Below are 13,060 nucleotides of genomic sequence, written 5' to 3'. Positions count from 1 at the left end.
TGAGTATCGATTGTATAAAATCGATTTGGCGATTATGCAATCCTGTGTATAAAATCTTGGCCTATCGTATCCAATGCTGCCGGTGTCCGAGAGCAATCCGATGAACCAGACCTTCAAGCAATTGACTTACATAGCCTTTCTCTCGATTGCGGTGTGCGCCCCGGCGCAGGCGCAATCGCCCGGCGGCACGCTGGCCAAGATCCGTGATACCGGCGAGATCCGGCTCGGGCACCGCGACGTCTCGGTCCCGTTCTCCTATCTCGACGACAACCAGAAGTCGGTCGGCTTCGCGATGGACCTCTGCGCGCGGATCGTCGACGCGGTGAAGGACGAACTCAAGCTGCCGGCGTTGCAGACCAAACTGCAGCCGATCCAGCTCTCCACCCAGATACCGCTGATCGAGAACGGCACCATCGACATCGTCTGCGGCCCCGCCACCAACACGCTGGAGCGGCAGAAGGTCGTCGCCTTCAGCACCACGATCTTCGTGTCGAGCATCCGTGCGGTGGTGCCGAAGGACGCGCCGATCAAGACCTTCGAGGATCTCGGCGGAAGGCCGGTCTCGCTGACCTCGGGATCAACCTCGATCGGACTGTTGAGCGCGCGCGCCCAGGCGAAGAACTTTCAGACCAAGAACATCCTGACGCCGGACCATGCGGCGTCGTTCCTCGCGCTGACCACGGGGCGCAGCGACGCCTTCGTGATGGACGACATTCTGCTCGCCAGCCTGATCGCGGGCAGCCCCAATCCGTCCGACTGGCGCATCATCGACGACAGCCTGCGCACCGAGCCCTACGGGCTGATCATCCGCAAGGATGATCCGGAGTTCAAGGCGCTGGTCGATCGGACGCTGGCCACCATGATGAAGAGCAATGAATTCCAGGAGCTCTATGCAAAATGGTTCACGCGGCCGATCCCGCCGAAGAACGTGAACCTGAATTTCCCGATGACGGCGCCACTGAAGGACGCCGTCGCCAATCCGAACGACAAGGGCGTGTGACCGGCAATCGCCGGATCGACCGCTTCGCACTCTTCCGGATCATGCCCTAGAAATCGACCGTCATCGACAGCCACAGCGTCCGCGGCATGCCGCTGATCACATAGCCGGTTGGATTGCCGATCCAGTAGTGCTTGTCGAACAGATTGGTCAGTGACGCCCTGAACGTGGTCGGGCGCCCCGCGAGGCTCGTCGCGTAACGCGCACCGATGTCGAAGGTCGCCCAGGCGGGGACGCTCTGGATGTTATCGGCGCTGACATAGGCCCGGCTGGTGTAGATGGCACGCGCCGTCGCGGTGAGGCCGGGCATGAAGGGCGTATCCCATTCGACGCCGAGATTGCCCTGCAGGTCGGGCGCGCCGATCGCGCGATTGCCGTCGTAGAGGTGGCCCTGGGTCTGGGTGAGCCGGGCATCGAGCCAGGTCACGCCGCCGAGCACGCGGACACCGGGCGCGACCTCGCCAAATGTATTGAGCTCAACGCCGCGGTTTCTCTGTTCGCCATCGAGGCTGTAGATCTTGGTGATGGGATCGATCACACCGCTCGGCAGGCTGATCTGGAACGCCGAGAGGTTCGCGCCGAAGCCTCCGAGATCGAGCTTTGTGCCGACTTCGACCTGCCGGGTCTTGAAGGGCGCGAACACCGCATTGGTGTTCACCGCGCCGGAAGGCGGCGTCGGCCCCGGCGTCAGGCCTTCGATGTAGTTGGCATAGAGCGAGAGCTGCTTGACTGGCCTCACCACCAGCGCGATCGAAGGCGACGTTGCGCTTGCGTCGTAGTGCGTGGTCTCCAGGCCGCTGACAGGATCGAAGCTGTTCGCGATCACCTGCTGCTGGCGGGCGCCCACGATCACTTGCAGCATGCCCCCCATTGTCGTGATGGTATCGGCAACGCCGACACTGCGCAGCCCGAGGAAGCCCGACTTGCCCTCCGGGAACGTCGATACCGGGGTGCCGGCGGTCGTCAACAAGGTCGGTCGGTAGATGTTGGTCAGGTAGGTCGCGTAGTTGGTCTGCCCGAGCCAATCGGTCCGGTCGAGCGCGCTGCCGCTGACGACGACGTCATGGCCGACGGGTCCCGTGTCGAAACGCGCACGGACGCCCGCCTCACCGGAGACGCCCTCCGACTTGCCGGTCTGGAATCGGGACGTGCCCCGGGCATCGCCCGCGGTGTTGAGAATGGTCGCGCCCGGATCTTCCTGCTTGTCGTAGCGAAACTGGTTGGCGCCGATCGCGCCAAACACGGTGACGCTGTTGCTGAGATCGTATTCGGCCCTGGTCAAGCCGGTCAGGCTCTGCGACCGCGCACGGTCAAACGGCTGTGCGAGATTGATGCGCGGATCGGGCGCCTTCGGCATGGCGATGCCGGGCACCGGCGTGTAGCCGCGCTGGGCCGCCTTCATCCAATCGTCCTGGGAGATGATGTCCGCGGACCAGCGAAAGCGTTCGCCATGATAGTCGACGCCGAGCGAGCCCACGCCGTTGCGCGTGGACTGCCGGTCGATGGCGGTGTTGCCGCCGTCGATCCCGCCGTTGAAGCGAACGCCCCACTCCTTCTGTTCGCCATAGCGGCGTGCGAGGTCGAGCTCCGTTCCGAAACGTCCATCCGAGATGTAGCCCGCGGTCAGGCGCGTGAGGTCTTCCGCCGCCCGCTTGGTCACGACGTTGACCGTGCCGCCGATGCTGCCTTGCGGGGCCATACCGTTGAGGAAGGCACCCGGTCCCTTGAGCAGCTCAATGCGCTCGATCGGAGCCGGGTTGACGCGATAGGCCGGAACGAGGCCGTAAAGCCCGTTCAACGCGATTTCGCTGTTCTCGACCCGGAAGCCGCGGATGGTCAGCGCGTCGTAACGGTTGCTGCTGCCGATCGCAGCACGCACCGACGGATCGGAATTCGTCAGCACTTCCGCAACGCTGGTTGCCTGCTGATCGCGGATCGTCTTCTCCGTGTAGCTCGTCAGGCTGTACGGCGTATCCATAAAGTCCTTGTTGCCGAGCAGCCCGAGTTGTCCGCCGCGCGCGACCTGGCCGCCGATATAGGGCACGGGCAACGCCGCTTGCTGCGCGCCGGCCGTGGGCGTGGCCGCGGGTGTCTGCACATGCTCACGCCTGCTCGCCTGATGCGATGCCGACGAGCGCGCTGCTCGTGACGATGACGGCCTCCGAACCGGCGTGGCGCGATGCTGTGGCGCGGCCACGACGACCGGCGGAAGCGGCGCGGCACCGCTTGCGGGTGGTTGCTCCGGCGACTGCGCGAGCGAAGGGACCGCGGTCAGGAGGAGAGACGCGCACGCGAGTCGGAATGCGCACGCAACATTTGAGGTGACGAGCATGAGGCCCCCGGATTCTTCTTGGTTTCGGCTCGAACATCGTCAGAGTTCGAGCGCGACCACCGGGGCATAAGCAGCATGCGCTGCGACGCCAACTAGAACGTATCTAGGAAACGGGGATGAAGCTTGCTGCGCGAGGCGATATCGATGCGGCAGATTCCATGATTCGAAATTCTTCCGTTGCGTGGCATCGCGCGTACGCAGCTTGATTCTGAGAGCTCGCTTCGAGATTAGAAAGATTCTTGATGCAATTGCCGCAGCGATCGCAGCGACATCATTCGGCGGACGCGGTGAATTGTCGCACGCCGGCAGACGGAGCAGCCGACAATGACGACTGACGGATTCGCCGGCATGCGTCCCCTCACCCGCAAAGGGCGAAGGGACGCGGCCCGGCGATCAGACGCCGGCCATCATCACGTATTTGATCTCGACATATTCATCCATGCCGTGGCGCGAGCCTTCGCGGCCAAGGCCCGATTCCTTGACGCCGCCGAAGGGTGCGACCTCGGTCGTGATCAGGCCGGAGTTGATGCCGACCATGCCCGACTCCAGCGCTTCGGCGACGCGCCAGACGCGGCCGATGTCACGCGAATAGAAGTAGGAGGCAAGACCGAACGGCGAGGCGTTGCACATCGCGATCACGTCGGCCTCGTCCTTGAAGCGGATCACCGGCGCGAGCGGGCCGAAGGTTTCCTCCTGCGCCACCAGCGCGTCGGGTCTCACGTCCGACAGCACGGTCGGCTCGAAGAAGCTGCGGCCCAGCGAGGACCGCTTGCCGCCGGTCACCACCTTGGCACCGCCCTTCACGGCGTCGGCGATGTGCCGCTCGACCTTTTCGATCGCCTTCATGTTGATCAGCGGTCCCTGGGTCACGCCGGCCTCCGTGCCGTCGCCGATCTTCATCTCGGCGACCTTCTTCGACAGCTTCTCGACGAACTGGTCGTAGATCTTGTCCTGCGCGTAGAGACGATTGGCGCAGACGCAGGTCTGGCCCATGTTGCGATACTTGGAGACGATAGCGCCGTCGACCGCGGCGTCGATGTCGGCATCGTCGAACACCACGAAGGGCGCGTTGCCGCCGAGCTCGAGGCCGAGCTTCTTCACGCCGACCGATGCTTGCCGGTAGAGGATCTTGCCGACATTGGTCGAACCCGTGAAGCCGACGAACCGCACCGCCGGATGCTCGCACAGCACCTTGCCGATCGGCGGCGCATCACCGGTGACGATGTTGAGCACGCCCTTCGGCACGCCGGCCTTTTCGGCCAGTACCGCCAGCGCGAGCGCGGACAGCGGCGTCTCGTTGGCGGGCTTCAGCACCACCGTGCAGCCGGCCGCCAGCGCCGGCGACACTTTTCGCGTGATCATCGAGTTCGGGAAATTCCACGGCGTGATGGCGCCGCAGACGCCGATCGGCTGCCGGATCGCGAGCAGGCGGGCATCCGGACGTTGGGTCGGAATCGTCTCGCCATAGACGCGGCGCGCTTCCTCCGCGAAGAACTCGACATAGGCCGCGCCGATATCGACTTCGCCGAGCGCCTCAGCCAGCGGCTTGCCCTGCTCGGAGGTCAGGATCAGCGCGAGATCCTCGCGATTGGCGATGATCAGGTCGAACCATTTGCGTAAGGTGTTGGAGCGCTGCTTGGCGGTCAGCTTGGCCCAGGCCGGAAACGCGCGCTGGGCGGCCTCGACGGCCCTGGTGGTATCGTCAGCGCCCAGTTGCGGAATCTTGATCAGCTCGACGCCGGTCGCGGGATTGTTGACGGCGAATTCCGGCGTGCCGACCCAGGCGCCGTCGATGTAGCAGCGGTCGCGCAGCAGCGACGGATCCTTCAGGCGGCTTTGCAGGGAGGATGCTGCGGATTGCGTGGCGCGTGCGGCGACGGGCGGGGTCATGGCGTTACTCCTGGAATTTCTTTGGAGGGGTATTCGCCGCCTATATAGGCGGAAAGCCGCTGCGATGCACTGGCGGCCAGCGCGACCCTGCTTGGACGCAAACGCGGCGCCGTTGCGAGCTGCCGTTCCGGGGCGATGAGTCGCATCGAACCTCAGATGCGCGATTGCGCATCATTCTTCCGTCAGATCGCGCCGCCCGACATGTAGGTTTCACGACGGCCGATCATCCGTTCGGCCGCGGCCTTGGCATCCGCCTTGGTCGAGGTCGCGCAGGTCCGGTATTCGAGGTCGGCCTGCGCCCGCGCGTCGCGGCGGCCGAACCAGGACTTGGTGCCGGTCAGCAGCAGCGCCAGCGCCTGGGCGACATTGTCGACGGCCTCGAACGAGTGCAGGGCGCCGGTACCCGCGTAGCGAACTTCGTAGAGACCCGGGCTGATCGGCGCTTCGATATTGTCGCCGCGGCCTGGCCGCGGATAGCGCTTCCATTCACTCCATGTCGAAATCATTGCTGCGTCCCCGCAAGGCTGGAAATGACGACGTTTTTCGTCAAATCCGGCCTAATCCGCCGTACTGTTTGTGCAGCGATCTGAATGCGTTAATGCAAAAAATCAGGTACGAAAATCATTCCTTGATCACGTTACCGTGGCCGTCGTCGGAGGTCACCGGGACTTGTGCGGAGTCCACCGCAAAATCTGCGCGCGTGGTGAACATCCTCTCAGCGAAGCCGTTCCAGTGCGGCCCTGCTGTCACGACATCGCGACATCATCGCAGCGCGCCCGCCTTGCGGGAGCGGAAAAGCGGGAGGATGATCCGCCCACTTCAAAACAATAAACCCACCGGAGGATGCCCCCAATGCAGAGCAAGGCTCAGATCGATCAGGTATTGCGGCAGAAGAGCGAGGCAAAGGAGATTCCCGGCGTGGTCGCCATCGCGGCCACCGGCAAGGACGTGATCTACGAGGGCGCGTTCGGCAAACGCGACCTTTCCAAGAGCGATCCCATGACGGCGGATAGCGTGTTCTGGATCGCCTCGATGACCAAGGCGGTGACCTCCGCGGGCGCGATGCAACTGGTCGAGCAGGGCAAGCTCTCGCTCGATGAGCCGATCGGCAAGCTGCTGCCCGATCTCGCCGCACCACAGGTGCTGGAAGGCTTCGACGCCAAGGGCGAGCCAAAGTTGCGGCCGGCGAAAACGCCGATCACGCTGCGCCAACTCATGACCCACACCGCCGGCTTCTGCTACGACCTGTGGAACGCCGACATGGGCAAATACATGGAAAAGACCGGCACGCCCGGGATCATCTCGTGCCTCAATGCCGCGCTGAAGACGCCGCTCGCCAACGAGCCCGGCACACGCTGGGAATACGGCATCAATATCGACTTCGTCGGCAAGGCCGTGGAAGCCGCATCCGGCAAGAAGCTCGATGCGTATTTGCGTGACAACATGTTCGCGCCGCTCGGCATGAGCGACACCGGCTTCAAGATTTCAGACAACATGCGCAAGCGCCTGGTCGGCATGCACGCGCGCGGTGAGGACGGCACGCTGGCGGCGATCCCATTCGAGCTCGAGCAGAACCCTGAATTCCATATGGGCGGCGGCGGGCTGTATTCGACCGCGGCCGACTACCTCAAGTTCTGCCAGATGATCCTGAACAAGGGCAAAGGCAACGGCAACCAGCTGCTGAAGGCCGAGACCGTCGCGGCCATGGGGCAGAACCAGATGGGCGACATCAATGTCGTCAAGATGACGACGGCGGCGCCGCCCTACACCAACGACGTCGATCTCTATCCCGATCAGGTGAAGAAGTGGGGACTGAGCTTCCTCATCAACACCGCCAAGACGCCGGAAGGCCGCAGCGCCGGCAGCCTCGCCTGGGCGGGCCTTGCCAACACCTATTACTGGATCGATCCGTCGCGCGACGTCTGCGGCGTGATCCTGACCCAGCTGTTGCCGTTCGCCGACAAGCATAGCCTCGAGGCCTTCGCGGGCTTCGAGAAGGGCATCTATGCCGGGCTCGACGCCGGCAGCGGGCAGAGGGCGGCCTGAGGTTCCAGTCCAGCAACAAGAAATCCCTCCCCTTGCGGGGAGGGATTTTTCATACCCGCCATAGGTCGGGCCTGTCCTGCCGGCACCAAACGACTAAGATCGCGCAAAAAAGCGTGACGACACGAACACGACCACGAGGAGGACGATCTTGGTACCCCCAGCACCCAAGGCAGACAGCTATGTCTGCGGCATTTCCGATACGCCGCTGCTCGGCGAAACCATCGGCCGCAGCCTCGATCGCGCACGCGCGCGCTGGGGCGATCGCGAGGCGCTGGTCTCGCCCAGCCACAATGTGCGCTGGACCTGGAACGAATTCGCCGAGCGCGTCGAGGCGCTGGCGGCCGGCTTCCTAGCGCTCGGGCTGCAACGCGGCGAGCGGATCGGCATCTGGTCGCTGAACCGGCCGGAATGGACGCTGACGCAATTCGCCGCCGCGAAGGCCGGCCTGATCCTCGTCACCATCAATCCCGCCTACCGGCTGAGCGAGCTCGAATTCGCGCTTGGCAAGGTCGGCTGCGCCGCGATCGTGACCGCGACCGCGTTCAAGACCTCGGCCTATATGGAGATGCTGAACACGCTCCTGCAGGAGCTTGCGAGCGCCGAGCCCGGCCATCTGCGATCGGCGCGGCTGCCGCAATTGCGCGCCGTGATCCAGATCGGTGGACCGGCGGCGCCGGGCACCATTCCGTTCGAGCAGGTATCGCAGATGGGCGGCGGGCGTCATCGCGAACAGCTTGCGGCGCTCGGCGACAGCCTGCAATTCGACGATCCCGTCAATATCCAGTTCACCAGCGGCACCACCGGCTCGCCGAAGGGCGTGACGCTGACGCATCACAACATCCTCAACAACGGCTATTTCACCGGCCGCGCCATGCGCCTGACCGAGCAGGACCGCATCTGCATTCCGGTGCCGCTCTATCATTGCTTCGGCATGGTGATGGGCAATCTCGCCTCCGTCACGCTCGGCACCACCATGGTCTATCCCGGCGAAGGTTTTGATCCGCTGGCGACGCTTGCGACGGTCGCGCAGGAGAAATGCACCACGCTGTATGGCGTCCCGACCATGTTCATCGCCGAGCTCGATCATCCCGAGTTCAAGCGCTTCGACCTGTCGTCGCTGCGCACCGGCATCATGGCCGGCGCGCCCTGCCCGATCGAGGTGATGAAGCGCGTCAACACCGAGATGAACATGCGCGAGGTGACGATCGCCTACGGCATGACCGAGACCAGCCCGGTGAGCTTCCAGAGCGCGACCGACGATCCGCTGGAGCGCCGCGTCTCCACCGTCGGCCGCATCCATCCGCATGTCGAGGTCAAGGTCGTCGATCTCGACGGCAAAGTGGTGCCGCGCGGCGAACGCGGCGAGCTCTGCACACGTGGCTACAGCGTGATGTCAGGCTATTGGGAGGAGAAGGAAAAGACCGGCGACGTGCTCGACGCCAATGGCTGGATGCACACCGGCGATCTCGCCGTGATCGACGACGAGGGCTATTGCAACATCGTCGGCCGCATTAAGGACCTGGTGATCCGCGGCGGCGAAAATCTCTATCCGCGGGAGATCGAGGAATTCCTCTACCGCCATCCGAAGATCCAGGACGTCCAGATCTTCGGCGTCGCCGATCAGCGCTATGGCGAGGAACTGTGCGCTTGGGTCAGGGTCCGCCAAGGCGAGACGCTGACCGCGGACGAGGTCCGTGCCTTCTGCCAGGGCCAGATCGCTCACAACAAGATCCCGCGCTATGTCGAGTTCGTCGACGAATTCCCGATGACGGTGACCGGCAAGATCCAGAAATTCGTGATGCGCGACGCGGTCGAGCAGCGGCTCGGATTGAAGGCTGCGAAGACGGCGTGAGGGACGCCCCACTCTCTCCACATCGTCATGCCCGGGCTTGTCCCGGGCATCCACGACTTCGAATCCGTGACAAGAAAAAAGACGTGGATGGCCGGGACAAGCCCGGCCATGACGAGAGGAAGTATCCTGCCCTAAACTAGCAACCCCTTCTGCTTCGCCAGCTCCTTCAGCGACACCAGCGGCCGGGCGCCGATGTGCTGGATCACCTCGGCGGCCGCGAGCGCGCCGAGGCGGCCGGCATTCTCATGGCCGACATTGCGCACGAGACCGACGAGGAAGCCCGCCGCGAAGAGGTCGCCGGCGCCGGTGGTGTCGACAAGCCTGTCGATCGGAGAGGCGGGCGCCGATACGACGCCATCACCTGAGATCACCACGCAGCCCTTCTCGCTGCGGGTGACGACGCCGAGCTTGGTGTCCTTGCCGAACTGCTTCAGCGCAGTGTCGAAATCCGAGGTCTGGTACAGCGAGTGCAGCTCGGACTCGTTGGCGAACACCAGATCCACGGTGCCCTTGCGCATCAGATCGAGGAATTCGTCGCGGTAGCGATCGACGCAGAACGAATCCGACAGCGTCAGCGCGACCTGGCGGCCGGCGCCATGCGCGATCTCAGCCGCCTTCACGAAGGCGTCCTTGGCGTTCTTCGGATCCCAGAGATAGCCCTCAAGATAGATGATGCTGGCGGCTGCGATCTGGGCCGGATCGATGTCGTCGGGCGTCAGGTCCTGCGCGGCGCCGAGATAGGTGTTCATGGTGCGCTCGCCATCCGGCGTCACCAGGATGTAGGAGCAGCCAGTGGCCGGCCCGCTCTTGGCCGGCGCGGTGTCGAAGGTCACGCCGGCGGCGCGGATGTCGTGGACGTAGAGTTTGCCGATCTGGTCGTCCTTGACCTTGCCGACATAGGCGGCGCGGGCGCCGAGATTGCCGACGCCGACGATGGTGTTCGCAGCCGAGCCGCCCGACATCTCAGTCGCCACGCCCATGTCGCTGTAGATCGCGGTGGCACGCGCCTCGTCGATCAGCTGCATCGAGCCCTTGGTCATGCCGTGACGGGCAAGGAACCCCTCGTCGGTCTGCACCAGCACGTCGAAGATCGCGTTGCCGATCCCGAGAACGTCATATTTTGCGTCAGCCATAGACCTGCCCTGTGTTAACGCCACCCAACAAGAGCCGCGACCTATCACGTTAGGCCTAGCGCCAGCAAGGGAAGCGACTGCTATACAAGCTCCATGTTCCGCTCCTTCCTCACGGTCTCCTCGGGAACGCTGGCCTCGCGATTGCTCGGTTTCGTGCGCGATTCCGTGATCGCGGCGCTGCTCGGCGCAGGGCCCGTGGCGGATGCCTTCCTGGCGGCATTTCAGCTTGTGAATGTGGTGCGACGGCTGCTGGCTGAGGGTGGATTGAATGCCGCCTTGGTGCCGGCTTGGCTCAAGGCGCGCGACGCGAAAGGCATGGCCGCGGCGACCGCGTTTGCCGGCCGCGTGCTGGGCACCGTCAGCGCCGCTGTCATCGCGGCGGCGCTCGTGATCGGCGTGCTGATGCCGCTGGTGATCGCGGCGATCGCGCCGGGGTTCGTCGGCCGCGACACGCTGCAATTCGCCGTCGACGACGCGAGGCTGATGCTGCCCTATCTCGCCTTCGCCGGCCCCGTCACCGTGATGATGGCGCTGCTCAATGCGCAGGGACGCTTTGCGCTGACGGCGTTCTCGCCGCTGCTGTTCAACATCGCGCTGATATCAGTGATGGCCGTACTGCTGGCGCGGCAGCAGGAGCCGGTGCAGGCCGCGCTGGTCATGGCCGCGACGATCGGCGTCGCCGGCTTCCTGCAATTGTCGATGCTGGCGCTGCGCGGCGCAAAGCTTGCCGCGCCGCTGCGCGTCTCCTTCGATCCCGAGATGCGCGGCTTTCTCGGCCGCGCGGTCCCCGGCATGGTCGCGAGCAGCGCGCCGCAATGGCTCATGGTGGCGGGCGCGGTGATCGCGTCGACCTCGCCATCGGCAGTGTCCTGGCTCTATTTCGCCAACCGTCTGCTCGAGCTGCCGCTCGGCATCGTTGGCGTCGCCATGGGCACCGTGCTGATCCCGGAGATGACCCGCGCGGTGCGCAGCGGCGAGCATGCCGCGATCGCGCATGCGGAATCGCGCGGGCTCGAACTCGCCGTCGGATTGGCGCTGCCGGCAACGCTCGGCCTGATGGTGCTGAGCGAACCGATCGTGCGGATGCTGTTCGAGCATGGCGCGTTCACTGCGGAGGATTCCGCGGCAACCGCCCAAGCCCTGATCTGGCTGACGCTGGCTTTGCCGGCGCATGTGCTGGTGAAGGCGCTGTCGCCGGCGTTCTTTGCGCGCGAGGACACGCTGACGCCGCTGTTTGCGACGCTGAAGGCCATCGTGGTCGCGATCGCGGCGGCCTTCCTGCTCGGCCATATCTTCGGCGCGAGCGGAATCGCCGCTGGCATCGCGCTCGGCGCCTGGAGCAATGCGCTGACGCTGATCCGCAAGGGCGCCGCGACCTTCGGCTTTTCGATCGATGCCGAGGCGCGCCGCCGGCTGCCGCGCATCCTGGCCGCAGCGCTCGCGATGGGTGGCCTGCTGTGGCTCGCCGCAGGCGCGCTGCCGGCGGCCGGCGGCCACGGTTTCGTGCAGGCGGCCTCCCTCCTCGTGCTGATCACGGCCGGGATCGCCGGTTACGGGCTGTTCTTGCAGCTTTTCGGCGTCACAGGCTGGCGTGAGGCGGTTAACGCCGTCAGGCAAAGACGCCCGGCCTGACTTGCGCACGCGGGGCTTAAGTGGCAAACGACGCCGCCAAAGCCGCAATTTCCGGGAATCGAGACCATGGCGTTCGTTGAACGGGTTTTCTCAGGCGTCCAGCCGACGGGCAATCTGCACCTCGGCAACTACCTCGGCGCCATCGTCAACTTCGTGAAGATGCAGCAGACCCACAACTGCATCTATTGCGTCGTCGACATGCATGCGATCACGCAAGGCATCGAGGTCTGGGGCGGCCCGACCGAACTCGCGCGCAATACCCGCGAGGTGACCGCCGCCTTCATCGCCTCGGGCATCGATGCCAAGAAGCACATCGTGTTCAACCAGAGCCAGATCGCCGGCCATGCCGAGCTGACCTGGATCTTCAACTGCGTCGCGCGCATCGGCTGGCTGAACCGCATGACGCAGTTCAAGGAGAAGGCCGGCAAGGACCGCGAGAACGCCTCGGTCGGCCTCTACGACTATCCGGTGCTGATGGCTGCCGACATTCTCTTGTACCGCGCCACCCATGTGCCGGTCGGCGAGGACCAGAAGCAGCATCTGGAGCTGTCCCGCGACATTGCGCAGAAGTTCAACAATGATTTCGGCGATTCGATCCGTGGCCATGGCTTTGCCGACGGCCTGTTCTTCCCGCAGCCCGAGCCGCTGATCACGGGGCCGGCGACGCGGGTGATGAGCCTGCGTGACGGCACCAAGAAGATGTCGAAGTCGGATGCGTCAGACAATTCGCGCATCAATCTCACCGACGACGCCGACACCATCGCGCAAAAGATCCGCAAGGCAAAGACCGATCCGGAGCCGCTGCCGTCGGAGGAAAAGGGCCTCGAGACCCGCCCCGAGGCCGACAATCTGGTCGGCATCTACGCCGCGCTCGCCGGCGTCTCCAAGCAGGAGGTGCTGACGCAGTTCGGCGGCGGGCAGTTCTCCAGCTTCAAGAACGCGCTGGTCGAGGTTTGCGTCGCAAAACTGGCGCCGATCGCCTCCGAGATGAAGAAGCTGGTCGCCGATCCCGGCCATGTCGATTCGATCCTGATCGACGGCGCCAACCGCGCCCGCGGCATCGCCGACGAGACCATGCGCATCACCAAGGACATCGTCGGCTTCATCCGCCAGCGCTGACATCACCGGCAGAACTGCGCGCGCCCTCTCCCCAACAGGGAGGGAGTGTGGCAGCATGG

Annotated in this window: 9 protein-coding genes; 5 read left to right on the top strand and 4 right to left on the bottom strand. The window is 64.6% G+C overall.

From position 1 onward, the window contains the following. Positions 1–100 precede the first annotated feature (100 nt). Entirely contained in the window at positions 101–1,000 is a 900-nt protein-coding gene (locus Q0030_RS19290) for an amino acid ABC transporter substrate-binding protein (RefSeq protein WP_298370319.1), read from the top strand. Between the two features lie 46 nt (positions 1,001–1,046). Here the strand turns inward: Q0030_RS19290 and Q0030_RS19285 are convergent, their stop codons facing one another. The 3 genes from Q0030_RS19285 to Q0030_RS19275 all read right to left on the bottom strand — a co-directional run bounded on the left by Q0030_RS19285 (position 1,047) and on the right by Q0030_RS19275 (position 5,725). After that, complete coding sequence (locus tag Q0030_RS19285) at positions 1,047–3,095, bottom strand: TonB-dependent siderophore receptor (RefSeq protein WP_298370316.1); 2,049 nt, start codon at positions 3,093–3,095, stop codon at positions 1,047–1,049. 627 nt (positions 3,096–3,722) lie between these two features. Next, complete coding sequence (locus Q0030_RS19280) at positions 3,723–5,219, bottom strand: NAD-dependent succinate-semialdehyde dehydrogenase (protein ID WP_298370313.1); 1,497 nt, start codon at positions 5,217–5,219, stop codon at positions 3,723–3,725. Positions 5,220–5,401: 182 nt separating this feature from the next. Next, positions 5,402–5,725, bottom strand: coding sequence for a hypothetical protein (locus tag Q0030_RS19275; protein ID WP_298370310.1), 324 nt, complete (start codon positions 5,723–5,725; stop codon positions 5,402–5,404). A 346-nt stretch (positions 5,726–6,071) separates the two neighbouring features. Here Q0030_RS19275 and Q0030_RS19270 point away from each other — a divergent pair, with 346 nt between their 5' ends. Then, positions 6,072–7,265, top strand: a complete 1,194-nt coding sequence (locus Q0030_RS19270; protein WP_298370307.1) for a serine hydrolase domain-containing protein — start codon at positions 6,072–6,074, stop codon at positions 7,263–7,265. Positions 7,266–7,413: 148 nt separating this feature from the next. After that, positions 7,414–9,117, top strand: coding sequence for an AMP-binding protein (locus Q0030_RS19265; RefSeq protein WP_298370305.1), 1,704 nt, complete (start codon positions 7,414–7,416; stop codon positions 9,115–9,117). A 131-nt stretch (positions 9,118–9,248) separates the two neighbouring features. Here Q0030_RS19265 and Q0030_RS19260 read toward each other — a convergent pair whose 3' ends face one another. Next, on the bottom strand, positions 9,249–10,250 hold the full coding sequence (locus Q0030_RS19260) for an adenosine kinase (protein ID WP_298370302.1): 1,002 nt from the start codon (positions 10,248–10,250) through the stop codon (positions 9,249–9,251). Between the two features lie 93 nt (positions 10,251–10,343). On the opposite strand from Q0030_RS19260, the gene murJ reads away from it, so the two are divergent. Both murJ and trpS read left to right on the top strand, forming a co-directional pair. Then, positions 10,344–11,882, top strand: a complete 1,539-nt coding sequence (murJ, locus tag Q0030_RS19255; RefSeq protein ID WP_298370299.1) for a murein biosynthesis integral membrane protein MurJ — start codon at positions 10,344–10,346, stop codon at positions 11,880–11,882. 66 nt (positions 11,883–11,948) lie between these two features. Beyond that, positions 11,949–13,001, top strand: a complete 1,053-nt coding sequence (gene trpS / locus Q0030_RS19250) for a tryptophan--tRNA ligase (RefSeq protein ID WP_298370296.1) — start codon at positions 11,949–11,951, stop codon at positions 12,999–13,001. Positions 13,002–13,060: the final 59 nt, after the last annotated feature.

Source organism: uncultured Bradyrhizobium sp. (genome assembly GCF_947648125.1).
GTDB lineage: Bacteria > Pseudomonadota > Alphaproteobacteria > Rhizobiales > Xanthobacteraceae > Bradyrhizobium.
Note: the sequence above shows the minus strand (reverse complement) of the source record. Positions and strands in the feature narration are given on the sequence as shown.

What these genes read in the sequence shown, in the direction of transcription:
- Q0030_RS19290 (WP_298370319.1), top strand. Translation starts at nt 101, where the DNA reads ATGAACCAGACCTTCAAGCAATTGACTTACATAGCCTTTCTCTCGATT.
- Q0030_RS19280 (WP_298370313.1), bottom strand. Translation starts at nt 5,219, where the DNA reads ATGACCCCGCCCGTCGCCGCACGCGCCACGCAATCCGCAGCATCCTCC.
- Q0030_RS19275 (WP_298370310.1), bottom strand. Translation starts at nt 5,725, where the DNA reads ATGATTTCGACATGGAGTGAATGGAAGCGCTATCCGCGGCCAGGCCGC.
- Q0030_RS19270 (WP_298370307.1), top strand. Translation starts at nt 6,072, where the DNA reads ATGCAGAGCAAGGCTCAGATCGATCAGGTATTGCGGCAGAAGAGCGAG.
- Q0030_RS19260 (WP_298370302.1), bottom strand. Translation starts at nt 10,250, where the DNA reads ATGGCTGACGCAAAATATGACGTTCTCGGGATCGGCAACGCGATCTTC.
- murJ (WP_298370299.1), top strand. Translation starts at nt 10,344, where the DNA reads ATGTTCCGCTCCTTCCTCACGGTCTCCTCGGGAACGCTGGCCTCGCGA.
- trpS (WP_298370296.1), top strand. Translation starts at nt 11,949, where the DNA reads ATGGCGTTCGTTGAACGGGTTTTCTCAGGCGTCCAGCCGACGGGCAAT.